This window comes from Streptomyces fructofermentans (assembly GCF_014651055.1).
In the GTDB taxonomy this organism is placed as follows: domain Bacteria; phylum Actinomycetota; class Actinomycetes; order Streptomycetales; family Streptomycetaceae; genus Streptomyces; species Streptomyces fructofermentans.
In genome coordinates, this window is record NZ_BMWD01000045.1 from 1 (window position 1) to 26,084 (window position 26,084).

A 26,084-nucleotide genomic window follows, 5' to 3' on the forward strand; every position below is an offset into this window, starting at 1 on the left:
TTGGACACGGACACGGCGGTGCCCACGACGGTGCCGCCGATGGTCATCAGGAGGATGCCGGGGACGAGGTAGGCGATGTAGGCGGAGCGGTCGGCGCCCGCGCCGCCGATGCCGGCGCTCATCACGTCGCCGAACAGGTAGACGAACAGCAGGAGCAGCATGACGGGGGTGAGGAGCAGGTTGAGGGTCAGGGAGGGGTAGCGGCGGGCGTGCAGGAGGTTGCGGCGCAGCATGGTGGTGGAGTCGCGCACGGCCGGGGCGAGGGGGCTCATCGGACGGTCTCCTTGGACGGGTTGCCGGGGGCGGGCACGGCAGCGGCAGCGGTGGTGGCGGTCGCACTGGTGTCGGCGGTGGTGGGGTCGGTGGTGGTGTCGGTGGTGAGGGCGAAGAAGACGTCGTCGAGGTCGGGGGTGTGCAGGGTGAGTTCGTCGGCTTCGAGGTGGGCGGTGTCGAGGAGGTCCAGGAGGGTGCGCAGGGCGCGTTGGCTGCCGTCGCTGGGGACGTGCAGGGCCAGGGCGTTGTCGTCGCGGGTGGCCGCGGGCAGCAGGGCGGCGGCGCGGTGGTGGGTGGCGGGGTCGGAGAAGCGCAGGCGGACGTGTCCGCCGGGGACCAGGCGCTTGAGTTCGTCGGCGGTGCCCAGTGCGGCGATCCTGCCCTCGTGCAGGACGGCGATGCGGTCGGCGAGTTGGTCGGCCTCCTCGAGGTACTGGGTGGTGAGCAGGACGGTGACGCCGCCGGTGACGAGTTCGCGGATGATCTGCCACATGTTGTGGCGGGCGCGGGGGTCGAGTCCGGTGGTGGGTTCGTCGAGGAAGATGATCCGGGGGTCGCCGACCAGGGTCATCGCGATGTCCAGGCGGCGTTTCATGCCGCCGGAGTAGGTGGACGCGGGCTTCCTGGCGGCGTCGGTCAGGTCGAAGCGCTCCAGGAGTTCGGCCGCCACCCGTCGGCCCCGGGGCCTGGGCAGGTGGTGCAGGTCGGCCATCAGGAGCATGTTCTCCTCGCCGGTGATCAGGCCGTCGACGGCGGAGAACTGCCCGGTGACCCCGATCGCGGCACGGACCAGGTCGGGGGCGGTGGTGATGTCGTGGCCGTCGACGAGGGCCTGCCCGCCGTCCGCGGACACCAGGGTGGACAGGATCTTCACCGCGGTGGTCTTGCCCGCGCCGTTCGGACCGAGCAGCGCGAACACCGTCCCCCGCGGCACGGACAGGTCGACACCGTCGAGCACGACCTTGTCTCCGTAGGACTTGCGCAAACCGTTCGCGGTGATGGCCGGCTGGGTCATGGTGTGTGCTCCTTCGCTGTGGGCCGCGGGCTCTACAGGCTGCGGGCGGTGATGTCGCCGTGGGCGGTGGTCGCGTGGATGTTCAGCTCGGCGTCGGCGCCCTCGGTGTTCCTGAGGGCGTTGTGGACGCGGCCGTGGGCGGTGCCCGCGTCCAGGGAGGCGGAGACGCCGGGGGCGGCGCCGACCGACACCTCGCCGGACTCGGTGCGCAGTACGACCGTGCCGCGCACGGCCTCGCCGATCCGGACGTCGCCCATCTGCGTGCTGATCTCCGCCGGGCCGCCCAGGCGTCCGATCGCGACGTCGCCGGCGAGGAGGGTGAGGCGGGCGGCGGCCGTCTCGTCGAGCTTGACCGTGCCCTGCGCGCCCTCGAAGGCGACGTCGCCGAGCCGTCCGACGCCGCGGAACTCGGCGTGGGCGGCCTTGGCCTCGACGCGGGACCCGGCGGGCAGCTGGACGGTCACCTCGACGGAGCCGGAGCTGCCGAGGATCCGGCTCTTCGACGGCGCGGCGCCGATCCGCAGGACTCCGTCGCCGTATTCGACGGTGGTCTGCTCCGCGGCCTTCACGTCGACGCGCCGGGAGGCGTCCGAGGGAAGGATCTCGACCGTGGTGTCGGTCCGGTCGGCGGCGATGAAACGGATGCGCCCGGCGGGGATGTCGAGGACGGCGGCGACGGGGGCGGGGGTGTCGAACTTCTGCATCGTGCTCTCCTTGGTCTTCAGCGTGCGCTCCTTCGGCCCGCTGTTTCCGATGATGGAAAAGCTACGTTGCGTTCATTGATCTGACAACACGATCGTTGCGTCTAAGTTTCATCATTGCAGGTCAGAGCTAGTAATTCGTTGCAATCGATTCCGATTTAATGCAACGCCAGCGCAGGGATCGTTGCAATGAAGTGTCGGTGAACGCTATGCTGGGGGTATGGAACGGCGCCGCGCGGCGCCGGGGGAAGCAGTACGGAGAGGACCTCGATGCCGGGAGGCAGACTCACCCAGCAGGAACGCCAGCAGATCGCGACGGGCCTGGCCGACGGCCTGGCCTACGCGGAGATCGCCCGGCGCCTGGACCGCCCCACTTCGACGATCACGCGTGAGGTGATGCGCAACGGCGGCCCCGCCTCCTACCGCGCGGACCTGGCCCACCGCGCCACCGAACGCCGCACGCAGCGCCGGGGTCCGGCCGTCCCGCGGGGGCCGCAGGCGCCCCCGCCGGCCCATGGCCGCGACGCCGGGGCGGTGCGCGAGTACGAGGAGATGTTCACCACCGTCCTGATACAGGCGGGCACGCCCAAGATGATGGCCAGGGTGATGGCGTGCCTCTACCTCACCGACGCGGGCAGCCTCACCGCGTCCGAACTGGTCCAGCGCCTCCAGGTCAGCCCGGCGTCCATCTCCAAGGCGGTCGCGTTCCTGGAGGACCAGGGACTCGTCCGCCGGGAACGCGACGAACGCCGGCGGGACCGCTATGTCGTCGACGACGACGTCTGGTTCCAGGCGATGATCGCGAGCGCCCGGGCCAACGAGCGGATCATCGAGACGGCACGGCAGGGCGTCGGCGTGCTCGGCGCCGGCACTCCCGCCGCCGTCCGCCTGGAGAACATCGCCCGCTTCCTGGACTTCGTCTCCGAGAGCCTCACCCGCGCCGCGGAGCAGGCCCGCGAGGTCCTCCACACGAAACCCGGCACACCCCCGGACGACGCGCCCTGAGTCTCGGGAGCCGTCGCCGAGGAGGGCGCGTGCCGCACAGCACGCGCCCTCCCGCTGGTCCTGTCCGGGTGGTCAGGTCACCGGGCAGGACCGGTCGCCGAGCCGGAACGCCGACGGTTTCCCGTTGGCCCCCGACCAGTTGCCGGTGAGGCCGAGGCCCACCGACGAACCGGCGGCCACGTCCGCGTTCCAGCCGAGGTTGCGCACCGTGACCGCCGCCCCGGACTGGGTGTGCGCGGCGTTCCACACCTGGTTCACGGTCTGTCCGTTCGGGAACGACCAGCCCAGTTCCCAGCCGTTCCAGGCGGCGGAGCCCGTGTTGGTGAGCCGCACCTCGGCCTGGAAGCCGCCCGACCACTGGTTGGTGACCTCGTACGTCACCGCGCAGGCGCCCGGCGGCTGCGGATCGGTGCCGCCGCCCCCGCCCGCGTCGGAGGAGTCGCCGTGGATGACACCGCGCCCGTTCGTCGACACGTACACGCGCCCGAACACCCGCGGGTCACCCGTGATGGCCGCACCCGTCCAACCCCACTGGTGGGCGTCGTCGTTGATGCGCGTCCAGGTCGAACCCCGGTCCGTGGAACGGAAGATGCCGCGCACACCGCCGATCCTGGCGCTCGTGAACAGCGTCTGGTAGGAGGCGCCGGCGGCGGCCCTGCCGAAGCCGATCGTGTCCGCCTGCTCGACGCCCGGCAGCTTGGTGAAGGTCGCGCCGGAGTCCGTGGAGTGCCACAGCCCGTACGCCCCGTCGCTCGCGCCGCCCGCCAGCCAGACGTCGCCCTTCGTGCCGGGCAGCGCCTTGAACCGTACGCTGTCGCCGCTGGGCAGTCCGGTCGCCGCCGAGGCGGTGAACGTGGCGCCGCCGTCGGAACTCACGTAGAACCTGCCGGACTTGAACCCGTAGAAGGTCCTCGGGTCCACCCGGTCGGACTCCACGACGGCACCGGCGGGGATTCCGCTCGACGCCGACCACGACGTCCCGAACCCGGTCGTGTGGTGCACGCCCGCGCCCTGCGGGCTCCACACGAACCGGCTGCCGTCCGAGGCCGCCGCCACCGTGCCGCCGCCGCTCACGCCCGAGGGGTCGGTGCCCGGGAACCAGTTCGCGCCGTTGTCCGTCGAGAAGGCCACGTGCGGACCCGCGTCGAGATCGCCCACCCGCACCACGGTGTTCGGCGAGCCCTCCGCGAAGTCGAGACTCGTCGTCGACGTGAAGTTCGGTGAGGTGAACATCATCGACGGGACCTCGGTGAGGTCCGTGTGCCGGAAACCGCCGATGTCACCCAGCGCGCTGAGCAGCACGGCACCGCCCGACGGGGGAGCGGCCAGGTCGTTGACGGCCGTCTCCTCCAGCCCCCGCGCCATCGGCCTGACGGTGAACCGGCCGCCGCTGTCCCACTGCGTCAGGTTCTCCGAGCCGTAGACCGTCGCCCCCGTCCCGTACATCATGCGGTCCGGGTCGAACGGGTCGATCTCCAGTGCCTCCGTCATCCAGCCCAGTTTGGGGCTCTGCTCGGGCGGCGACGGGTTGGCGCCCCAGCTCAGCCACGGCGAGGACGAGACGTCCATCGTGTAGCGGTTCGTGCGGTTCGGGTACGACGTGTAGTCCCAGGCCTTGGTCCACGTGCCGCCGCTGTCCCCCGACCGGAAGATCTGCGTGTCGGGCCACCAGGAGCTGTACGCCGTGGCCATCACCGTGCCCGGGTTCTGCCGGTCCACGGTGAGTCCGGCGAAACCGTAGTAGGTGTCCGCCTCCGCGACCGGGCTGATGTCGGTCCAGGCCCCGGTCGCCGTCGCGTACCGCCACAGCCGGCCCTTCCCGCCGTCGTAGGGGCCGCCCTTGTCGCTGTACGCCAGATAGAGGTGGCCGTTCTCCGCGTCCAGCACGCCCTTGTGGGCCAGTTGGCCGGTGGGCTGACCGGCGAGGCGGGACCAGGTGGCGCCCGCGTCGGTCGAGCGGTACACCGCGTTCTCCTTGTCGGCCACCCCGACGTACAGCGTCCGTGTGGCGTTCGTGCCCGTACCGGTCGACTCGTCGAAGGTGACCCAGACGACGCCCTGGTTGTCGGACGCGTAGCCGCTCGTGTCCGTCGGATCCTGCGCGTAGTCGCCGACGTTGGGGAAGTTCGCCACCTGCGACCAGGAGGCGCCCGAGTCCGTGGAACGCCACAGCCCCTTGCCGCTCGGCGCGCCCAGGTACAGCACGCTGTTGCGGTGGGGGTCGACGGCGAGCCGCTCGCCCATGCCGCGGCCGGGCATGTTGCCGCCCAGCTTGAACGGCAGGTCGGCCTTCTGCCAGGTCGCGCCCCGGTCGGCGGACCTGAGGACGGCTCCGTTGCCCGGGTCCCAGCTGTTCGTGTACGTGCCCACGGCCGCGTACACCTTGTCCGGCGCCACCGCGTCGGACGCGAGGCTGACAACTCCCGTGTGGCCCCAGCGGTCCCAGCCGACGGAGTCGAGCAGCGGGGTCCAGGTCTTCGTCGACTGCTGCCAGCGGTACGCGCCTCCGATGTCGGTCCGGGCGTAGGCGAGGTTCTTCTCGGTGCGGTTGAAGACGATGCCCGGGACGAAACCGCCGCCGTCGATCCGGGCGTTCCGCCAGGTGTACGTGTCGGCGGCGGGAGCGGTGCGCGCGGGGCTCGCGGCGAGGGCGGGCGGGGCGCCCGCGAGCAGTCCGGCGGTCAGCGCCAGCACGGCCGTGAGGATGCGGGTTCTTCGCACGGTGGGGGCCTTTCGCGAGGTGTGGGGTGCGACGGCCGGACGGCTCCCCGTGCGGAGGGAACCGTCCGGCCTTGTGCACGCGGAACTCCAGGCGCCCCGGGGAGGCACGGCGCCGTACCGGCGCCCGCGAGGGCACGCGGGACCGCGCGACCGGCCGCACCCGGCTCGCGGCCGGATGCCGACGAACCGCGGGGCGCCTGGCGGGGGCTATTCGAGGAGCTCCGCGTACGAGCCCATGGCGAGTGCGATGTCCGCCTGGGCCCAGAACCGGTGGTACGTGAAGGAGGGCGCGGCGCCGCCCGCCAGGTACGCCTCGATCTTCGACCAGGCCGGATCGTCCTCGTAGAACGAGCGGATCGACGCGAAGGTCGACGACGAGTCGACCGCGTCGCCGTTCGGCATCGTGCCGGTCCAGCCGCTCGGGACGTACACGCCGTCGTCGAAGCGGTTGTAGTCGGAGCGGGTCTCCGGGACCGCGATGCCCAGGGCGTCCTGGTTGTTCTCCCACATGCCGTCGAGCAGCGCCTTGGCCGTGGTCCCGGCCCGGGTGTCACCGGAGCGGTCGGCGTAGTACGTCAGGGTCTTGGCGTACGCGGCGGCCACGCCGACGTCGTCCGTGTAGTCGGCGACGGTGACATGGAGTCCCGCGTTGGCGCCGGGACTCGACGCGTTCCAGGTGTCCGGCTTTCCGGACCACCGGAGCGTGTTGGGGATGCGGAAGGAGCCGTCGGGGTTGACCGTGGTGTTGGCCAGTGCCCAGTCGACCCACTTGTCGAGGACGAGCCCGGCGTCCGCGTCGCCCGTCTGCTGGTAGTACTCGGCGACCCGCTCCATCGACCACGCCTGGAAGCCGAACCACTGGTTGGACGGCGGGTCGTGGTAGACGGGCTTCTCGTCGTAGTACATGCCGTGGAAGGTCGGCGTGCCCGACGGCGGTGTCGCGTAGCGGCCCGCCCAGCTGTTGGTCGCACCGCCCGCGATGGCGCCCTCGCTGGACTGCAGCCAGCGGTAGAACTCCAGCTGCCGGTCGAGGGACTTGGCCCAGTCCGCCTGTCCTGTGGCCGACTTGGGCCTCAGGGCCGCGTACGAGCTGAGCGCGTACGCCGCGAGCGGGTTCTGGTAGCCGCCGTGGGTGTGGCTGGAGCCGATGCGCCAGGCCCAGCCGGCCGAGCTGTCGGTGGCGCCGCCCCACGCGTAGTACCAGTTCAGCAGGTAGTGGGACGCGTCCTTCCCGGTGCCCGCCGGGCAGGCCGTCGGCCCCACGCAGTTGCCGATCTTCTTGAAGTACTTGTCGTACATCGAGTAGCGGAGATAGTCGCCCATCTTCGCCGCCTTGCCGACGGTCGCCGACACCTCGGAGCCCTTGCCCTGCGCCTCGGCCCACACGTCGGCCCAGTACGCGGCCTGCACGGCGCGCGCGTCGGCGTCGGGGGCGTTGGTGAACTTCCATTGTTCGGCGTACGAGGCGTCCTTGGTGAACAGGTCCAGGTAGCCGTTCGCGCCGCCGTACTTGAAGGCGTCGCAGGTCGGTTGCGGCACCGTCTCCCACACCGACTCCTGCGCGCCGCGCTGGAACGTGTTGATGTAGGACGGTCCGGTGTCGGCCGGGCCCGCCTCGCACTTGCCGGGCGAGTTGCCGTAGCCGTAGACGTTGTCCACGTCCTGGAGCCAGTGCATGCCGTACACGTCGTCCGTGCCGTACGCGCTCCTCAGCTCGGCGGCGATCGGGTCCGGGCCGACGGGCACCCCCGAGTCGAGCTGCGCCGGATACTCGTTCGGAGTGTCCAGTTCGGGTGCGTACGTCGCCGGCTTCGACGCGTTGTAGAAGGAGTTGGTCGGCTGGTCGGCGTGCGTGGGGATCATGAACTTCTCCATGATCTCCCAGGCGCCGTTGAACCTGGTCCAGTCGCCCGTCACCTTGCCGTACATGGCCTGGAGCCACAGCAGGTAGCTGTACGCCTCCGAGGTCGTCTCGTGCCCGTGGTCGGGTGCCTCGACGATCAGCGTCTCCACCGAGTGGTACGGGATGCCCTCGGGCGAGAAGTAGCCGTTGGCCGGGTCGGTGATCTTCCCGTACAGCTCCAGGAACCGGGCGTCGTAGTCCTTGGACGCGGCGAGCTGGGTCACGGTGACCGCGGCCTTCGCGTGCCCGGTGGCCGTGGACTCGAAGCTCGCCGAGCCGGTGCCCGAGGCGTCCGCGGTGACGGTCACCCGCTGCGCCGTGCTCCAGTTCGACGGGGTGAAGGTGAGGGATGCCCCGCCGGTCACGGACAGCCCCGTGTTGCCGCTCACGCGCGCGCTCGTCACGGTCACGTTCGCCTGGGGCCGCGTCGACAGCTTCACGTCGTAGGTGCCGGACTTGCCCTGCTGGACGCCGAGTTGGGTCGGCGAGGCCACGACGGCGGGTCCCGCGGCGACCGTGATGCCGACCGGCGTGGACTCCGCCGAGGCGCCCAGGCTGTCGTAGGCCTTCGCGAGCAGAGAATGACTGCCCACGGTCAAGCCAGTGGCCGAAAGGGAGTAGGGCGCGGTCGTGTCCGTGCCCAGGAGCGTGGTGTCGTCGTAGAACTCGACCTTGCCGATCGTGGCGTTGTCCGCCGCGGCGGCGGTCGCGGCGAGCGGGACCGCGTCGCCCTGCGAGTAGACGGCGCCGGCCGCCGGGCTGGTCAGGACCGTGATGGGCGGTTGATGGGCCCCGGCGCAGGATGTCCCGTTGACCGCGAACGCGGCGGGCGCGGCGTTGGAGCCGCTGTAGGTGAACTGGGCGCCCGTCGTCACGGCGGCCCCGACCGCGATCGTCCCGTTCCACGAGGCGTTCCTCGCGGTGACCGTGCGGCCCGACTGCGACCAGGTGCCGTTCCAGCCGTTCGAGAGCTGCTGGTTGCCCGCGTAGTCGTAGGTCAGCGTCCAGCCGCCGATCGGCTCCGTGCCGCGGTTGGTGAGGGTGAGCTCGGCGGTGAAGCCGGAGCCCCAGTCGTTGGTCCGGTAGTCGACGCTGCACTGGACCGCCGCCGCCCGGGCGGGGGTCGCGCCGGTCGCCAACGTGGTCAGCGGGAGGGCGAGGGCCGCCACCACGGCGGTCCACATCCGCCGCGCGAGGCGGCGTCTCCGTCTGGGTGCCATGTTCTGGTTCCTCTCCTTGCGGCTCGGAGATGGGGGGAGGAGCAACAAGCCTTGAACCAGTGGGAGCGCTCCCATAGTGGAGAGGAGGGTTGAGGGGGTCAAGGTGCTTGAAGAGTCGAAATGATTCGATAGATCAAGAGTGCGACTCCTCTGTCCTTCGCCATCGCTTGGCGCTACCTTCTTCCGCACCAGTGGGAGCGGTTCCATCAGTCGACGCGTGCGTCACAGCGCGTCAGAGCTGCAAGGAGACCGCTCATGCGCCACCCCCGCACACCTCGTTCTCCCTGTACGGCGCTGCCGTGACAGCCCTCGCGGGCTCCGCGGCCGAGCCGGCTGTCACGGCCTCCACGGCCTCGGCCGTCCGCAAGGTGGAGCACTCGGCCACCCGGCGGCCGGGCGGTGGCCCCGAGGAAGCCGCACCCGTCACCAGGCACGTCGAAGCGCGGGGCCGCACTGCCGCCGGGCCGCGTCCCGGGCGCGTCCGGCGGGCCGTCCGCGGCCGGAGTACCGGCTTCCGTCACGGACCCCCGGGTCTGCGTCCCCAAGTCGGCCCGGTCCGTGGCACCACGGTCGGGAGAACCCTCCCGGCCGGCGGGACCCCGCACGCGCACGACCCGCCCCGGCGGCCGGGACGGCGGCCGGCCGATCCCGTCGGCCGGCGCGCGACCGCACGGCGCGTCCACAACGTCAATGTCCGCTCCACGGAGAACCGCCGGACCGGCACGCCCGTCCCGCTCGCGGCCGCAGTGCCGTTCACGGCGGGCGGGACCGGCGGGCGCTCCCGCGACCGCTCCACCGCCGACCGGGTCGTCGCCCGGTCCGGCGGGCGCGACCTCTCTCCCACCCGGGCCGGACCCGGAACACCCGGGACCGTGTTCCCGGGCCCGCCCCGACCCCCCAGCGAGACGGCACTCCCATGCCGTCCGGTACCGGGCCGCGCGGTCACCCGCGCTCCCTCGACGGATAGGACACCCCGCACATGAGCCGTACCAGAACAGCACTCCTGTCGGCGTTGGCGCTGGTCGCCGGCACCGCAGGCGCCGCCGTCGCGGCGATCCCCCAGGACGTCGGCGCCCTCGCCGTCCCCTGCACGGTCGACTACAAGGTGCAGAACCAGTGGGACTCCGGCTTCACCGCCGCGGTCACCGTCACCAACAACAGTGCGGCCAAGTCGAGTTGGTCCGTGAAGTGGTCGTACGCGGGCAACCAGAAGGTCACCAGCGGCTGGAACGCGAGGATCAGCCAGAGCGGCACCGCGGTCACCGCGGCCAACGAGAGCTACAACGGCACGCTCGCCACCGGGGGTTCCGTCAGTTTCGGGTTCAACGGCTCGTACAGCGGCACCAACGCGCTGCCCACGGCCTTCACCCTGGACGGCGTGGCCTGCAACGTCGACGACGGGGGCGGCGGCCCCACGGACCCGCCGGAGGAACCGGGCGACAGGGTCGACAACCCGTACGCGGGCGCCAAGGTGTACGTGAACCCGGAGTGGTCGGCGAAGGCCGCCGCCGAGCCCGGCGGCAGCCGGATCGCCGACCAGCCCACGGGCGTCTGGCTCGACCGGATCGCCGCGATCGAGGGCGTGGGCAGCGGGATGGGCCTGCGCGACCACCTCGACGAGGCCCTGGAGCAGAAGGGCTCCGGCGAACTGGCCGTGCAGTTGGTCGTCTACAACCTGCCGGGCCGTGACTGCGCGGCCCTCGCCTCCAACGGCGAACTCGGCGCCACGGAGATCGACAAGTACAAGACCCAGTACATCGACCCCATCGCCGCGATCCTGAAGGACAGCAAGTACGCGGGGCTGCGCATCGTCACCACGGTGGAGATCGACTCGCTGCCGAACCTCGTCACCAACGTCACGCCGCGGGCCACGGCCACCGCCAACTGCGACACGATGAAGGCGAACGGCAACTACATCAAGGGCGTCGGCTACGCGCTGAACAAGCTCGGCGACGCGCCCAACGTCTACAACTACGTGGACGCGGGACACCACGGCTGGCTCGGCTGGGACGACAACTTCGCGCCCTCCGCGGCCCTGTTCAAGCAGGCCGCCACCGCCGAGGGCGCGACGGTCGCCGACGTGCACGGGTTCATCGTGAACACGGCCAACTACAGCGCTCTCAAGGAGAACCACTTCACGATCAACGACACCGTGAACGGCGCCTCGGTCCGCACGTCGAAGTGGATCGACTGGAACCGCTACACCGACGAGCAGTCGTACGCGCTCGCCATGCGCAACCAGCTCGTCTCGATCGGATTCGGCTCCGGCATCGGCATGCTGATCGACACCTCCCGCAACGGCTGGGGCGGCACCGCACGGCCCACCGGTCCGGGAGCGACCACCAGCGTGGACACCTATGTGGACGGCGGCCGCTACGACCGGCGCATCCACCTCGGCAACTGGTGCAACCAGTCGGGTGCCGGCCTCGGCGAGCGCCCGCAGGCCGCGCCGGTCGCCGGGATCGACGCCTATGTGTGGATCAAGCCCCCGGGCGAGTCGGACGGGTCCAGCACGGCGATCCCGAACGACGAGGGCAAGGGCTTCGACCGGATGTGCGACCCCACGTACACCGGCAACCCGCGGAACAACAACAACATGTCGGGCGCGCTCGCGAACGCGCCGCTGTCCGGGCACTGGTTCTCGGCGCAGTTCCAGGAGCTCATGAAGAACGCGTACCCGGCACTGTGACCCCCCGGGCGCGCTGAATCCAGGAGGCGGTCCGCCGGGAGGGCGGGGCATCTGCCCGGCCCTCCCGGCGGACGGCACCGCCGGCTGCGGGAGTGAGCGTCGGCCCTTCGCCGCGCGACAGGCGCGACCGGGCAGTGAGCCGCGTTCCTTTGCCGTTCCGGCAACCGAAGTGGCCGTTTCCGGAAGTCGCGGAGCACTCTGTGGGCATCCCGAACGAGAGGCTCGGCCCATGGCCCACGACCACGACCACCAGCACGGCCGGGAGGGCGGTCGCCGCGACCACGGCCACGAGCACGGTCACACGCACGGCCACATCGATTTCGCCGGGATGCTGCCCGTGCTGGAGCAGGAGGCGGAGCTGTACTCCCCGATGTACGCCCGGGTGGCGGCCTGGCTGCGCGAGTGGCGGCCGGACCCGGGAATGATCGTGGACGCCGGCAGCGGCCCCGGTGTCATCTCCGGCGTCCTCGCCGAGACGTTCCCCGGCTCGCGGATCGTCGCCGTGGACGGGGCGAAACCGCTGCTGGACCGGGCCCGCGAGCGCGCCGAGCGCCTCGGGTTCGCCGACCGCTTCAGCACACTGGAGGCCGAACTCGGCTCCGGGTTGGGCGACTTGGAGTATCCGGCCGACCTGCTGTGGGCGAGCGGGTCCCTGCACCACGTCGGTGACCAGCGGGCCGCCCTGAAGGGCTTCGCCGACCGGCTCGCCCCGGGCGGCGCACTCGCGCTGATGGAGGGCGGCCTGCCCTCCCGCCACCTGCCGCGCGACATCGGCATCGGCCGCCCGGGACTGCAGGCCCGGATGGACGCCGTCCAGGAGGAGTCGTTCGCGCGGATGCGGGCCGGGCTTCCCGGTGCCGCCGAGGAGACCGAGGACTGGCCCGCCCTGCTGACCGCCGCCGGTCTGCGGCACGGCGCGACCCGCACGTTCCTGCTCGACCTGCCCGCTCCCCTCTCCGGGCAGGGGCGGGCCTTCGTCGCCACCGGCCTCGCGCACCGCCGGGACGGCCTCGGCGACTCGCTGGACCCCGAGGACCTGGCCACGCTCGACCGGCTCCTCGACCCGCGGGACGAGGCGGGCGTGCACCGACGGCCCGACGTCTTCGTGCTCGCGGCCCGCACGCTGTACGTCGGAGTGAAGCCGCGATAGACCCGGATCGGGCCTGCTCCAGGGCGTGTTGACATCGAGTGCGCTTCAAGTGATGGACTCCCACGGCACGGCACGGCACGGCACGGCACGGCACGGGACACGACTTGGGGGCACTGATGGCGGACTCACCGGTGGCATTGATCACGGGCGGCGGCAGCGGGATGGGAGCGGCGGTCGCGCGGCGCCTGCTCGACGCCGGACACCGGGTGACGGTGACCGGGCGCGGGGAGGAGAGGCTGCGCGCGTTCTCCCGCGGACTCGGCGATCCCGCGGAGCTGCTGACGCTCGCGGGGGACGCGGCGGACCACGAGCACGTGGAGGCCGCCGTCGCGGCGACGGTACGGGAGTTCGGACGGCTCGACACCGTCGTCGCCAACGCCGGTTTCGCCACGCACGACTCCGTCGTCGACGGCGATCCGTCCGGCTGGCGGGACATGGTGCTGACGAACGTCCTGGGGCCCGCGCTGCTCGTCCGGGCGTCGATCGACCGGCTCAAGGAGACGCGTGGCCGGATCGTGCTCATCGGCAGCGTCGCCGGACACGTCCACACGCCGGGCAACATCTACGGCGCGACGAAGTGGGCCGTCACCGGTCTGGCCGAGAACACCAGGCGCGCGGTCACCGAGTACGGCGTCGGGGTGACCCTGGTCTCGCCCGGCCGCACGGAGACGCCCTTCTGGGACAACTACGGCAGCCTGCCCCCCGGACACCTGCTGACCTCCGACCAGATCGCGGAGTCGGTCGTGTGGGCGATCCGGCAGCCCGCCGGGGTCGACGTGAACACCCTGGTCGTACGCCCGGTCGGGCAGCCGGTCTGACCGCACGGCCCGCCCGGGACGGAGACGGAACCGCCGCCGGGCCGTCCCGGGGCCGGGGAGCCGGAGGCGGATCCCGTGGAGCCGTCCGGCGGGCGCCCTCAGTTGTCCCGCAGGAACTGCTCGGCCAGTGTCCGACCGAGGGCCACCGCCGCGCCGTGGTCCTCGATCGGGCGCACCCGCGAGCCGGTGAACAGGATGTACGTCACCTCGGCGGCGGTGCCGCCGGTCGCCGGGTCGGGATCGACGCCCAGCGAGCGGGCGGCGGCGTACGAGGCCTCACCGATGATCTCGGCGGGACCGGTGTCGCCGACCACCGCGTACCCGACCCGGTCCCCGTGGACGACCGCGACCACGCTGCCGCCCTTCAGGCCGGCGGCGCGGTAGTCCCACAGGGCGCTGGGGCCGGGGACGACGACGTACGGCAGCTTCTCCGAGACGAGCGGTCTCCCGTCGGACTGCGTGAAGGCCGTCTGGCTCTGGAACCAGGGATCGGCGGTGCGGTTGCAGTGCGCGGTGACCTGGCCGTCGCAGTCGATGTCCATGTCGGCCTTCCAGAAGACCGCGCCCTTGAGGCCGCACACCGGGACGGTGGCGGGGGAGCCGTGGTCGGTGCGGTACTTGCCCCGGGAGACCCGGGAACAGGACGTCACCTCGGCCAGCAGCTCGGAGGCGGTGACGGCACCCTCCCGGGTCCGGTCCCGCCCGGGTGCGGCTCCCGCCGGGATCGAGGCGGCGCCGAGCAGCGCGGCACCGGCGGTCACGGCGAGGGTCAGCGTGGACATGCGCACTGTGAAGCCCTTCTGCGGGAGGAGACGTCCTCACGCATTCACGCACAATGCGGGGCGGACCGCCGCCCGGTCACGGCGATGCCGCCGCCCGTCGGGGCGGCGGCATCGCCGTGCGGTGGGCGGGTCAGCCCTGGTTGAACGACGCCGGGTCCGGGCCCAGGCGGCGGTCCTCGTTCAGCGCGCTGATCGCGGCGATGTCCTCGGTGTCGAGCGCGAAGCCGAAGACGTCGATGTTCTCCTCGATCCGGGACGGGGTCACGGACTTGGGGATCACGACGTTGCCGAGCTGGAGGTGCCAGCGCAGCACGATCTGGGCGGGCGTGCGGCCGTGCTTCTGCGCGATGGCCACGACGGCCGGGACCTCCAGCAGGCCCTTGCCCTGGCCCAGCGGGGACCAGGCCTCGGTGGCGATGCCCTGCTCCGCGTGGAACTCGCGGGCCGCGTGCTGCTGGAGGTGCGGGTGGAGCTCGATCTGGTTGACGGCCGGGATGACGGACGTCGCGTCGATCAGCCTCTCCAGGTGCTCCGGAAGGAAGTTGGAGACACCGATGGACTTGGCGCGGCCGTCCGCGTGCAGCTTCTCGAACGCCTTGTACGTGTCCGTGTACAGCGCCTTCGCGGGCATGGGCCAGTGGATCAGGTACAGGTCGACGTAGTCCAGGCCCAGCTTGTCCAGGGACGCGTCGAACGCGCGCAGGGTCGCGTCGTACCCCTGGTCCGCGTTCCACAGCTTGGTGGTCACGAAGAGGTCCTCACGGGCGACGCCGGAGGAGTTCAGGGCCTTGCCGGTGCCTTCTTCGTTGCCGTAGATCGCGGCGGTGTCGATGCTCCGGTACCCGGCCTCCAGCGCGGTGGCGACGGCCCGCTCCGCCTCGTCGTCCGGCACCTGCCAGACGCCGAAGCCCAGCTGGGGCATCTCGACGCCGTTGTTCAGGATGATCGGGGGGACCTTGCTCACGAGCTCTCGATCCTTCAGTCGTCGGTTGGGACTCCCATCGTCAACGATCACGGGGCGCCGTGCATTCCTGTCCCGCGCGTCCGCCGACCGATTCGGATTTTGGCCGAAAACGGATGTCCGGGCGCACGGGCACCCCTCCCGCGCCCGCGCCGGCGTCGGCGGGTGCGCCGGTCACCCGGGCGCCGAACCCAGATACGCGTCCCTCACCCGGCGGTCGGCGCGCACCTCGGCGGGGGTACCCTCCGCCAGGACCCGGCCGAGGTCGAGGACGAGCACCCGAGAGCACAGCTCCATGACGAAGGCGACGTCGTGCTCGACGAGGAGGACTGCGCAGCCCTCGTCCTCAGCCAGTCGGCGGACGGCCGAGGCCAGTCGGCGCCGCTCGTCGTCCGTCGTCCCCGACGCCGGCTCGTCGAGCAGCAGCACGCGCGGCGGGTCGGCGACAGCCCGCGCCAGTTCGGCCATCCGTGCGCGACCGACGGGAAGGGTGCCCGCCGCCGCGTCACCCCGGCCGTCCAGCCCGAAGTCCGCCAGCACCTTCCCGGCGCGCTCGCGTCTCGCCCGTTCGTACGAGCGCCGGGCCGGCAGTGCCAGCAGGTCGGCCGCGAGGCCACCGCCGCCACCGCGCCACTCCTGCGCCACCAGGAGGTTGTCGGCCACGGTGAGCTGCCCGAACAACTGCTGGCGCTGGAAGGTCCGGCGCATCCCGTGCCGGGCGCGGCGGACGGGGGAGTGGCGGGTCACGTCCACCCCGTCGAGGCGGACGCTGCCCGCGTCGGGGCGCCGGATGCCGGACAGCACGTCGAACAGGGTCGTCTTCCCGGCCCCGTTGGGGCCGATGAGTCCGCGGACTTCCCCCGCGCACAGCGTGATCCCCACGTCGTCCAGGGCACGGACACCGCCGAAGCGGACCCCGATGCCCTCCGCCCGCAGCGCGGGCGCGCCGCTCACGGCCGGACCCCGTCCCCGGACCGCGGAGGGGCGACGTGTCCCCCGGGGCCGGGCTCCTGTCCCTCGACGGTGCCGGTCCCGCCCGGCACTTGACGGGCGGCCGCCGCCAGGCCCAGGTACGCCTCGGTCAGCCGGTCCGCCTCGACGGCCGCCCGCGGACCGCACCAGGCGACCCGCCCGTGCGCCAGGTACGCGACCGTGTCCGCGACCCGGAGCACCTCCGTCGCCTTCTCCTCGACGAGGAGCAACGCCGTCCCGCCTGACCGGAGTTCGGCCAGCAGCCGGAACACCTCGTCGACCACGCGGGGCGCGAGGCCGAGGGAGGGCTCGTCCGCGACCAGTACCCGCGGGGGGCGCTGGAGCAGCGGTGCGAGGGCGAGCATCTGCTGCTCGCCGCCGGAGAGCGAACCCGCGGCGACGCCCCGCCGTCCGGCGAGGCCGGGGAACCGCTCGTACACGGCGTCCCGTTGGTCCCGTACGGGCAGGTACAGGGCGAGGTTCTCCTCGATGGTGAGCGAGGGGAAGATGCCCCGGCCCTCCGGCGCGAGGAGCACCCCGGCCCGTGACCTCGCGACTGGGTCGTCCCGGGTGGCGTCCCGGCCGGCCAGGCGCACCCGGCCGCCGAGCGGGGCGACCAGGCCCGCGGCGACGCGGCACGCGGTGGACTTGCCGGCCCCGTTGGGGCCGAGCAGCGCCAGGATCTCGCCGGGGCGCACGACGAGGTCCACCCCGTGCAGGACGGGCGCGCCGTCGTATCCGGCGCGGACGCCGAGGAGTTCGAGCGCGGGTGCTGCGGGTGCTGCGGGTGCTGCGGGTGCTGCGGGTGCTGCGGGTGGCGCGGGTGGCGCGGCGGGTGGCCCCGCAGGAGGCGCGGCGCGCGAGGCGCCCGCAGCGGCGCCGGGGCCCGCGACCGGGCGGCCGTCCGCCAGGGGTCCACCTCCCGCGGCGGGCTCACCGGCCGTACCGGCCGCACGGGCCGCGCTGTCGGTCCCACCGCCCCCCGCCCCCGCTCGGGCCCCCGCTCTCGCCGCCCGCCGCCGGTGCATCCGTACCGGCACGGCCGCGCAGTACCCGTCCGGATCGTTCGCGAGCGCGAGGCCCGCCAGTCCGAAGAGGATCACGGGAAGGTGGGGCGACTCGGTCACATGGTCCGCGACCACCTGCGGCACGAGGACGTAGACGAGGCCGGCGACCACCGCGAACTGCGGCCGCCGCAGGCCCGCCGCGACCACCACCGCCAGCCAGACGAGCCCCGTCATCGCGGTGAAGTCGGTCGCCGTGACACGGGTGTTGTACGAGGCGTACATGATCCCGCCGAAGCCCGCGAGGCCGGCCGACAGGGTGAACAGCACCAGCTTGGTGCGTACGACGGACACCCCGCAGGCCATCGCCGCCGCCGGAGCCGAGCGCACCGCGAGCATCGCGCGCCCGGACGGCGAGGCGCGCAGCGCGCCGAGCGACGCGACGGCCGCGGTCACGAGCACGGTCAACGCGACGCCCAGCGCCCGGTCGTCGTTCAGGTCGAGCGGGCCGAGGACCGGGCGCGGAATCGGCCACCCCGTGTCGCCGTTGCGCAACCAGCCGATCTGGAACAGGACTTGATCGGCGAGGAAGGCGAGGGCGAGGGTCGCCAGGGCGAGGGCGCGGCCGCCGAGCCGCAGTGCGGGCAGCGCCGCGAGGCCGCCGAGCACGGCCGCCGCGCAGGTTCCGGCCGCCGCCGCGGCGGCGAAGGGCCAGCCGTGGCTCATCAGCAGCCCCGCCGTCAGCGCCGCCCCGGTCACGAAGGTGGCCTGGGCCAGCGAGACCATGGCCCCGAGCCCGGTCACCACCGTGAAGGAGACGAACACCAGTGAGAGCGCCAGTCCTTGGGCGAGCAGTCCGCTCCAGAAGGGCGTCGTGACGGTGTAGAAGGACGAGCCGAGCAGCACGGCGGCCGCGGCCCACGGGCCCCAGCGGCGCGACCACGGCAGCCCGGCCTGGGGGTCGACCGGCGGAGCGTCGACCACCGCGGTGCCGGCGGTCCGGCCGCGCCGCGTCAGCAGCAGCAGGCCGGCGAAGAGGATCAGGAACGGCACCGCCGTACGGAATCCGGTGATCCGCTCGGCGAAGCCGGCGTACCCGGCGACCAGGTTCTGCAGTACCCCGAGGCCGAGGCCCCCCGCGAACGCCAGCGGCACGGAGACGAACCGCCCGAGCACCGCTGCCGTCGCCGACACGAACAGGAAGAGCGTGAAGTCGTGCGCGGACAGGCCGAGCAGGGGTGTCGCCAGGACGCCCGCCAGGCCCGCGAGCGCCGACGAGAGCATCCAGGCGATCGACGACAGCCGGTCCGCGCTCATCCCGCGCAGTTCCACCAGCGAGCGGTTGTCGACGGTGGCCCGGAGCTTCAGACCCAGCGGGGTGTGCCGCATCAGCACCCACAGGGCGAGGGCCACCGCCGCGGTGGCCACCCAGGTGATGAGCTGGTCGGAGTCGACGCCGACGCCGTCCGCCACCTGCCAGGACACGGCGGGGCTCGGCCCGACGCCGGGCAGCCCGAACTGGTTCTCGGCCGGTCTCACGGGGGCGCCGGCGTCCTCCAGCAGCTCCACCGTCCACAGCCCGAGGGCGGGCAGTGCCACCAGCAGCCCGATGGTCGCGACGATCTGCGCGGTCTCCCCGACCCGCGCCAGTCTGCGGAACATGAGCCGGTCGAGTCCCAGGCCGAGCGCGGGGGCGACCGCGCACACCAGCAGGACGGCCGTCGGAACGGCGGGCAGGCCGAACCCCGAGTGCAGTTCGTGGAAGGCGAGCGCGCACAGGTAGGCGGTCGCCCCGTGCGCGAAGTTGAAGAGGCCCGAGGCCGAGTAGGAGAGCACGAGCCCGGTGGCGAGCAGCGCGTACAGCGCGCCCGACACGAGTCCGCTCAGGACGAATCCGAGCAGGTCCGACATGCCGAGTCCTCCTCGTCGTGGCCGAGGTGCGCCGGGGCCCGCCTACGAGAAGGGGATCGGCGGGTAGCACGTGAAGGGCGCCGACACGACGTACGTGTCGCCCTTGAGCCTGACGAGGGCGCCGCAGCCGAAGGACTCCTTCTGCCCCTTGGGCTCCGCCCGGTCGCCGACCATGGTCCCGGTGTCGGAGAAGCCGTCGGCGGCCTTCTGGAAGGAGGCCGTGGTCAGGTTCCTGCCCGCCTTCCCCGCGATGGCGAGGAACAGGTCGGCCGACATGTATCCGGTCATCATGTGCATGTTCAGCGGCACCTCCTTGCCCGCCGCCTTCCGGATGTCCTGCCTGAACCGCGTCATGTCGGCGCTGTCCTGCTCGAACGGCTGGAAGGAGAGCAGGACGTGCACCCCGTCGAGCGCCTTCCTCGTCGCGCTCTTCGTGAGCAGCCCGGGGTCGTAGTCGGTCGGATCGGTGAGCACGCCGTCGTACCCGGTGCGCTTGACGGCGGTGAACAGGCCGATGTTGTACGGGGTCTGCATCACGGAGACGACCGCGTCGGGGGCCTTGCCGCCGTCGCTGCGCAGGATCTCCTTGGTGTACGCCGACCAGTCGCTCGGTACGGAGGTGGCGGGCACCGAGGCCTTCGCGAACGTCACCTCGAAACCGGCCGAGGCGAAGCTCTGCCGGTAGGTCCGGATGGCGAAGGTCCCCGCGTCGCTGTCGTTGGCGAGGATCGCCACGCTCCGGCCGGCCGAGCCGCCCATCACCTTCTTGAGCCCCTCGGGCCAGGTCTGGGAGATGGTGCCGCCGGGCATCGGCACCATGCAGCCGCCGAATCCGTAGATGTACGAGGGTCCGCAGAACGAGGGCAGCGTGCCCCAGCCGAAGGTCGGCACCCGCTGCTTCTGCAGGAAGTCGGCGCCCGAGAAGGTGGTCGAACTCATCGGCGCCACCGCGAACACCTCGTCCTGCTGCACGAGTCTGCGGGCCGCGGCGAGATTCCTGGCCGGGTCCTGGCCGTCGTCCTGCGCGCCGAGGTAGTCGATCTTCCGTCCGTGCACGCCGCCCTCGGCGTTGGCGCGGTCGAAACGGGCCCGGGCGCCGAGGTCCGTGTCCTTCTTCGAGTAGCCGCTGGCGGTGGTCATCGAGACGATGCCCCCGACCTTCACGGAGGTGTCCGTCACGCCGCGTACCGCGGACCCCTTCTCATCCGGGCTCCCGCCCGTGGAAGCCGAGTTGCAGGCGCCGGCGAGCAGCAGCGCGGCCGCGACGGCGGCGATGGTGCGAATCGGTCGCGACACGGTCGGTCCCCCTCCGTCGAGTGACCGCATAATCGGCGGGATCTGACGAGGCGTCAATATCTGATGCATCGACAGTTGACGATCCGTCAGAAACGGCGGAGTGGTGACGTGCCGGGCCGCCCCGCGGGGCGGGAGGGGGCCGGTCAGGCGCGGTAGAGCGCCTCGACCTCGGACGAGTACGCGTCCTCGATGGCCCTGCGCTTCAGTTTCAGCGAGGGCGTCAGCAGCCCGTGCTCCTCGGTGAACTGGTGGGCCAGGATGCGGAACGTGCGGATCGACTCCGCCTGGGAGACGAGCGTGTTCGCCGCCACCACCGCACGGCGCACCTCGGTCTCCAGGTCCGGATCGCGCACCAGCTCGGCCGCGGTCGGCTGCGGCTTGCCCCGCATCTGCAGCCAGTGCTCGACGGCCTCGGAGTCGAGCGTGACGAGCGCGGCGATGTACGGCCGGTCGTTGCCCACGACGATGCACTGGGCGATCAGCGGATGGTCGCGCACCCGCTCCTCCAGCGCGCCCGGCGACACGCTCTTGCCGCCGGAGGTCACGAGGATCTCCTTCTTGCGTCCGGTGATGGTCAGATAGCCGTCCTCGTCGAGCGCGCCCAGGTCGCCCGTCGCGAGCCAGCCGTCGTGCAGTGTCGCGTCGGTGGCCTTGGGGTCGTTGAGGTAGCCCTGGAACACGTTGGGGCCGCGCAGCCAGACCTCGCCGTCCTCCGCGATGTGCACGGTGGTGCCGGGGAGCGGCTGGCCGACGGTGCCGAAACGGGTGAGCTCCGGCGGGTTGGCGGTCGCGGCCGCGGTGGACTCGGTGAGCCCGTACCCCTCGAAGATCTGCACCCCGGCGCCCGCGAAGAACAGCCCGAGCTGCCGGTCCATGGCGGAGCCGCCGGACATCGCGTGCCGTACGCGTCCGCCCATCGCGGCACGGATCTTGGAGTAGACCAGTTTGTCGAAGACCTGGTGCTGCACCCGCAGGGCCGCCGACGGTCCGGGGCCGATGCCCCAGGCCTTCGCCTCCACCGCGTCCGCGTACCGCACGGCGACGTCGACGGCCTTCTCGAACGGGCCGGCCCTGCCCTCGCGCTCGGCCTTCCTGCGGGCCGCGTTGAAGACCTTCTCGAAGATGTACGGCACCGCGAGGAAGAACGTCGGCTGGAACGCCGCCAGGTCGGGCAGCAGGGCCGACGCGTGGAGCTGGGGCTGATGGCCGAACTTGACCTTGCCCCGGACCGCGGCGACCTGCACCATCCGCCCGAAGACGTGCGCGAGCGGCAGGAACAGCAGTGTGGCCGCCTCGTCGCCGCGCTTGGAGTGGAAGAGCGGCTCCCAGCGCGCGATCGCGGTGTCGGTCTCGAACATGAGGTTGGCGTGCGAGATGACGCAGCCCTTGGGGCGTCCCGTCGTCCCGGACGTGTAGATGATCGTCGCCGTCGAGTCCGGGGTGACCGCGCGCCGGTGCCGGTGCACCACCTCGTCGTCGATGTGGCCGCCGGCCTCGTACAGCTCCTGCACCGCACCCGCGTCGAGCTGCCACAGCTTGTGCAGCGAGGGGATCCGGTCGATGACCGTGGCCATGGTCATCGCGTGGTCCTCGTGCTCCACCATCGCGGCCGACACCTGCGCGTCGTGCAGCATCCAGAAGACCTGCTCCGCCGACGAGGTCGGGTAGATCGGCACGACCTGGGCGCCGATCGACCACAGGGCGTAGTCGAACTGGGTCCACTCGTAGCGCGTACGGGACATGATGGCGACCCGGTCGCCGAACCGGACGCCGTGTGCCAGGAGGCCCTTGGCCAGGGCCAGCACCTCGTCGCGGAACTCGGCGGACGTGACGTCGCGCCATCGGCCCTCGTCGTCCTTGCGGCCGAGCGCGATGTGGAGGGGATCCTCCTGGGCATGTTCGAAGACGACGTCGGCCAGGCCGCCCACCGGCGGCGCCGACGCCAGGGGAGGGTTGGTGAACTCGTGCAATCCAGCTCCTCGTGGCGCTCGCAGCGCGGTGAAAGCTACCCCACCGGGCGCCGGGGCGGGAGGGGTGGCGCAGCGGGGCGCGGTGGGGCGTACGCACTGGTCAGGCGTTGAAATGCGGCCACAAGGGGGGAGGCCGGGACAGAATCCTTACTCTTCCGTAAGTTTCGGTTCCGTAATCTCCACGGAATCTGTACGGGGTGATTACGGGGCGGCGGCCCGGGCGCCCGGGCGGGTCCGGGACGGTGCGCCGAGGGCGGCCGCGAGGTCGGGTCGAGCCCTGTTCCGCGTCCGTGCGGGCCCGTGGGGGGTGCGTCCGAACGCCCGGCCCCTCCCGCCCCCGGGGAGAGCGGTCAGGGGTTCCGCCGGAGGGTGTCGCCCGCCGAGAGGATCGACGCGGCCAGGGCGTCGGCCGCCCCGCGGGCCGCCGTGGCCCGGCGGCCGTGGACGAGGACGAACTCGACCCCGCCCAGTTCGGGGAGGCCGGCCCGGTCGGGGACGCGGACCAGGCCCGGCGGGATCAGGCCGCGGGAGTGGGCCATCACGCCCAGTCCGGCCCGCGCCGCCGCGACGAGCCCGTTGAGGCTGCCGCTCGTGCACGTGATGCGCCAGGCCCGGCCCTGGCGCTCCAGGGCCTCCAGGGCGAGGGCCCGGGTGATGCCCGGCGGCGGGTAGACGATCAGCGGCACCGGGCGCTCGGGGTCCAGCCGGAGGCGTTCCGCGCCGATCCAGACCAGCCGGTCGTGCCGGACGGGCTCGCCGCGCGGGTCCCCGGGGCGGCGCTTGGCGAGCACCAGGTCGAGCTTCCCCTCGGCCAGCCGCTCGTGCAGGGTGCCCGACAGCTCCACCGTCAGTTCCAGGTCGACGTCGGGGTGGTCGTGGCGGAAGCGCTCCAGGACCTCGGGCAGCCGGGTCAGCACGAAGTCCTCCGACGCCCCGAAGCGCAGCCGGCCGCGCAGCCGTGTGCCCGTGAAGAACGCCGCCGCCTGCTCGTGCGCCTCCAGGATGCGGCGCGCGAAGCCGAGCATGGCCTCGCCGTCCTCCGTCAGCTCCACGGAGTGGGTGTCCCGCGAGAACAGCTGCCGCCCCGCCGCCTCCTCGAGGCGCCGCACGTGCTGGCTGACGGTGGACTGGCGCAGCCCCAGCCGGCGGGCGGCCCGGGTGAAGCTGAGCGTCTGGGCCACGGCCAGGAACGTACGGAGCTGCGAGGGGTCGTACACCCGGCCAGGCTATCGCGAAGCGTGATGACAGTCAGTGCGGTGTGCGGGATTCCCGATCAAGGCTCCGGGGAGGACGATGGGGAGGGCACGACCGAGCACCGGACCGACCGAACGACGGAGCACTGTGAAACGCCTGAAGTGGCCGTCCCGGCCGCCGATCGACCCGTACATCCTGCTGCTGCTCGGGACGGTGGGCCTGGCCGCGCTCCTGCCTGCCAGGGGCACCGGTGCGGAGGTCGCCTCCGGCGCCTCCACCGCCGCGATCGCGGTCCTCTTCCTCCTCTACGGGGCCCGGCTGTCCACCCGTGAGGCGATGGACGGCGTGCGCCACTGGCGGCTCCACGCCACGGTCCTGGCCTGCACGTTCGTCGTGTTCCCGCTGCTGGGCCTGGCGGCCCGGGGGCTCGAACCGGCCTTCCTGGACCACTCGTTGTACACGGGACTGCTCTTCCTCACCCTGGTGCCCTCCACTGTGCAGTCGTCGATCGCCTTCACCTCGATGGCCCGGGGCAACGTGCCCGCGGCGATCTGCGCCGGCTCCTTCTCCTCCCTCGCGGGCATCGTGCTCACCCCGCTCCTCGCGGCCGCGCTGCTCGGCGGCAGCGGCGGCTTCTCCGTCGGCTCGCTGCTGCGGATCGTGCTCCAACTGCTCGTGCCCTTCCTGGCGGGGCAGTTGCTGCGCCGCTGGATCGGCGGGTTCGTGAGCCGCCGCCGCAGGGTGCTCGGCCTTGTCGACCGCGGCTCGATCCTCCTCGTCGTCTACACCGCGTTCAGCGAGGGCGTGGTGGAGGGCGTCTGGCACCGGATCAGCCCGCTCCGCCTGGGCGGCCTGCTCGTGGTCGAGGCGGTGCTGCTCGCGGTGATGCTCGCCCTCACCTGGTACGGGTCGAAGGCGCTCGGCTTCGGGCGCGAGGACCGCGTCGCCATCCAGTTCGCCGGTTCGAAGAAGTCCCTGGCGTCCGGACTGCCCATGGCGAGCGTGCTGTTCGGCGCCCACGCCTCGCTGGCCGTCCTGCCGCTGATGCTCTTCCACCAGATGCAGCTCATGGTCTGCGCGGTCATCGCGAAACGGCGCTCCCGCGACCTCGCGGCCCCACGGCCGCCCGTCAGCCGGAACCCAGCCGCAGCGTCACGAATCGCGGCCGGTACAGGGACACGTTCCGGCTGAGGTTCGCCTGGGCCGCGATCCCGTTCGTGTCCAGCCAGTTGACGTCGTAGCTCAGCACGAGCCGGCCGAGCGCCGGATGGAGCTGCGGGTTGTACGCCGCGACGCCCGCCCGCCGTTCGGGCAGCGGCGGACTGAAGTCCCGGCCGGGCCCGTGCCAGGGCCCGGTGGGGGAGCACGCCCAGTACGAGGTGACCGCCGTCAGGCCCTCGGCGCCCGACGCCATCGTGAACAGCACGTACGTCCCCCGGTCGCGGGTGACGGTGAACGTGCTGCCCACCCCCTTGTGCCCGCCGTCCCCCAGCACCGGTCTCATCAGGGAGGGGATGCTCCACCGCGTGCCGTCCCAGTACCGCCACGCGGACGGGTCCGCGAGCCGGCCGCGCGGCACCCGCGCGACGTAGGCCCGCGACGCGGGGCGTGAGGCCGCGCGGGCGTCGTCCCCGCCGAAGACGTACGTCCAGTCGGCGTCGCCGGTCAGCGCCGCCGTGCCGAACAGCACCCGCCGCGCCGGGTCCCGTACCCCCTCCTGGTCGAGGACCCTCACGATGCCCTCGACCCGCAGATCGGGCAGCGACAGCGTGGCCACCTCCGTGGCCGTCGGGACGCCGTAGATCCACGGGGCCGCACCGGTCGCGCGGGTCCACAGCACCACCCGTACGACCTGCTCGGACGAGCCGGGGGTGCGGGGCTCGACGCGCGCCGCCACCGGCCAGCGCCAGCGGCCCGGCGCGGGGTCCGCGAACAGCGGGGCGGGAAGCGTGCGCAGCAGCCGGCCGTCCTCCATCACCACGGCCGAGTTGCGCACCAGGGGCGCCCCCGTGTCCCGCCACGCGTACGACTCGCCCGCCGGGTTGGGCGGACGGTACACCCGGCCCAGATAGGTGTCCGAGAAGAGCCACAGCACCCGCCCGTCCGGCAGCCGCACGGAGTGGGTGCCGTCGCCGCCCGTCCAGTCGTCGGTCCGCGCCGCGTCGTTCCCGTACCGGGCGAACTCGTCGGTGAGGCCGGCGTCCGGTGCCCACGAGGAGACCGTCCGGGCCCCGCAGGCGTCGTGCCGGTCCCCGTCGTCCGGGAGGGCGGTGAGCAGCACGGCCCCGAGGACCAGGGCCAGCAGAAGGCCCAGACCGGTCCCCGTGCGCTGTCGTGCTCGTGTGTCGGCGGGCACGCACGGGACGTTAGTGGCCCAGGCCCCGCCGGTCCATGGGCAGTCCCGGCGCGGTGTCCGGGGTCACAGGTCCGGGCGGGCCGAGGCGGGGCCCCTCCGGCGCAGGGGGCGCTCCCCGCCGGATCGGGGCCCCGCCGCCGTGC

General features: G+C 72.5%; 17 protein-coding genes and 1 pseudogene. 5 read left to right on the forward strand and 13 right to left on the reverse strand.

Annotation, left to right across the window (positions count from 1 at the left end):
- The 3 genes and pseudogenes from IE265_RS35870 to IE265_RS35880 all read right to left on the reverse strand — a co-directional run.
- Nucleotides 1-272, reverse strand: a pseudogene (locus tag IE265_RS35870) (ABC transporter permease); the annotation flags it as partial.
- Entirely contained in the window at nucleotides 269-1,288 is a 1,020-nt protein-coding gene (locus IE265_RS35875; protein WP_190039971.1) for an ATP-binding cassette domain-containing protein, read from the reverse strand. The pseudogene IE265_RS35870 and the gene IE265_RS35875, both read right to left, overlap by 4 nt.
- A 32-nt stretch (nucleotides 1,289-1,320) precedes the next feature.
- Entirely contained in the window at nucleotides 1,321-1,992 is a 672-nt protein-coding gene (locus tag IE265_RS35880; RefSeq protein WP_190039972.1) for a DUF4097 family beta strand repeat-containing protein, read from the reverse strand.
- Nucleotides 1,993-2,259: 267 nt separating this feature from the next.
- On the opposite strand from IE265_RS35880, the gene IE265_RS35885 reads away from it, so the two are divergent.
- Nucleotides 2,260-2,994 carry a GbsR/MarR family transcriptional regulator gene (locus IE265_RS35885; RefSeq protein ID WP_190039973.1) on the forward strand — a complete coding sequence of 245 codons (735 nt, stop codon included), beginning with the start codon at nucleotides 2,260-2,262 and terminating at the stop codon, nucleotides 2,992-2,994.
- A gap of 72 nt (nucleotides 2,995-3,066) precedes the next feature.
- Here IE265_RS35885 and IE265_RS35890 read toward each other — a convergent pair whose 3' ends face one another.
- Entirely contained in the window at nucleotides 3,067-5,715 is a 2,649-nt protein-coding gene (locus tag IE265_RS35890; RefSeq protein ID WP_190039974.1) for a cellulose binding domain-containing protein, read from the reverse strand.
- Between the two features lie 207 nt (nucleotides 5,716-5,922).
- Nucleotides 5,923-8,838, reverse strand: coding sequence for a glycoside hydrolase family 48 protein (locus IE265_RS35895; protein ID WP_190039975.1), 2,916 nt, complete (start codon nucleotides 8,836-8,838; stop codon nucleotides 5,923-5,925).
- Between the two features lie 979 nt (nucleotides 8,839-9,817).
- Between IE265_RS35895 and IE265_RS35900 the strand changes: the two genes are divergently transcribed.
- The 3 genes from IE265_RS35900 to IE265_RS35910 all read left to right on the forward strand — a co-directional run bounded on the left by IE265_RS35900 (nucleotide 9,818) and on the right by IE265_RS35910 (nucleotide 13,495).
- Complete coding sequence (locus IE265_RS35900) at nucleotides 9,818-11,527, forward strand: glycoside hydrolase family 6 protein (RefSeq protein WP_190039976.1); 1,710 nt, start codon at nucleotides 9,818-9,820, stop codon at nucleotides 11,525-11,527.
- A gap of 229 nt (nucleotides 11,528-11,756) precedes the next feature.
- Nucleotides 11,757-12,677, forward strand: a complete 921-nt coding sequence (locus tag IE265_RS35905) for a class I SAM-dependent methyltransferase (RefSeq protein WP_190039977.1) — start codon at nucleotides 11,757-11,759, stop codon at nucleotides 12,675-12,677.
- Between the two features lie 116 nt (nucleotides 12,678-12,793).
- On the forward strand, nucleotides 12,794-13,495 hold the full coding sequence (locus IE265_RS35910) for an SDR family oxidoreductase (protein WP_190039978.1): 702 nt from the start codon (nucleotides 12,794-12,796) through the stop codon (nucleotides 13,493-13,495).
- Nucleotides 13,496-13,593: 98 nt separating this feature from the next.
- Here the strand turns inward: IE265_RS35910 and IE265_RS35915 are convergent, their stop codons facing one another.
- The 7 genes from IE265_RS35915 to IE265_RS35945 all read right to left on the reverse strand — a co-directional run bounded on the left by IE265_RS35915 (nucleotide 13,594) and on the right by IE265_RS35945 (nucleotide 23,608).
- Nucleotides 13,594-14,283 carry a glycoside hydrolase family 75 protein gene (locus tag IE265_RS35915; protein ID WP_190039979.1) on the reverse strand — a complete coding sequence of 230 codons (690 nt, stop codon included), beginning with the start codon at nucleotides 14,281-14,283 and terminating at the stop codon, nucleotides 13,594-13,596.
- A gap of 124 nt (nucleotides 14,284-14,407) precedes the next feature.
- Nucleotides 14,408-15,199, reverse strand: coding sequence for an aldo/keto reductase (locus IE265_RS35920; RefSeq protein WP_190040001.1), 792 nt, complete (start codon nucleotides 15,197-15,199; stop codon nucleotides 14,408-14,410).
- Between the two features lie 213 nt (nucleotides 15,200-15,412).
- Entirely contained in the window at nucleotides 15,413-16,192 is a 780-nt protein-coding gene (locus IE265_RS35925; RefSeq protein WP_190039980.1) for an ABC transporter ATP-binding protein, read from the reverse strand.
- Complete coding sequence (locus IE265_RS35930) at nucleotides 16,189-19,125, reverse strand: ABC transporter permease subunit (protein ID WP_190039981.1); 2,937 nt, start codon at nucleotides 19,123-19,125, stop codon at nucleotides 16,189-16,191. The genes IE265_RS35925 and IE265_RS35930 overlap by 4 nt, the downstream gene beginning before the upstream one ends.
- A 42-nt stretch (nucleotides 19,126-19,167) precedes the next feature.
- Nucleotides 19,168-20,421, reverse strand: a complete 1,254-nt coding sequence (locus tag IE265_RS35935) for an ABC transporter substrate-binding protein (RefSeq protein ID WP_190039982.1) — start codon at nucleotides 20,419-20,421, stop codon at nucleotides 19,168-19,170.
- A gap of 143 nt (nucleotides 20,422-20,564) precedes the next feature.
- Nucleotides 20,565-22,391 (reverse strand): AMP-dependent synthetase/ligase, encoded by a 1,827-nt coding sequence (locus IE265_RS35940; protein WP_190039983.1) that lies wholly within the window; start codon nucleotides 22,389-22,391, stop codon nucleotides 20,565-20,567.
- A gap of 350 nt (nucleotides 22,392-22,741) precedes the next feature.
- A complete protein-coding gene (locus IE265_RS35945) occupies nucleotides 22,742-23,608 on the reverse strand; it encodes a LysR substrate-binding domain-containing protein (protein ID WP_190039984.1) in 867 nt (288 codons plus the stop codon).
- A gap of 124 nt (nucleotides 23,609-23,732) precedes the next feature.
- Here IE265_RS35945 and IE265_RS35950 point away from each other — a divergent pair, with 124 nt between their 5' ends.
- Entirely contained in the window at nucleotides 23,733-24,776 is a 1,044-nt protein-coding gene (locus IE265_RS35950; RefSeq protein ID WP_190039985.1) for a bile acid:sodium symporter family protein, read from the forward strand.
- On the opposite strand, the gene IE265_RS35955 is transcribed toward IE265_RS35950, so the two are convergent.
- Nucleotides 24,715-25,941 carry a DUF5005 domain-containing protein gene (locus tag IE265_RS35955; protein ID WP_190039986.1) on the reverse strand — a complete coding sequence of 409 codons (1,227 nt, stop codon included), beginning with the start codon at nucleotides 25,939-25,941 and terminating at the stop codon, nucleotides 24,715-24,717. The genes IE265_RS35950 and IE265_RS35955 overlap by 62 nt on opposite strands.
- Nucleotides 25,942-26,084: the final 143 nt, after the last annotated feature.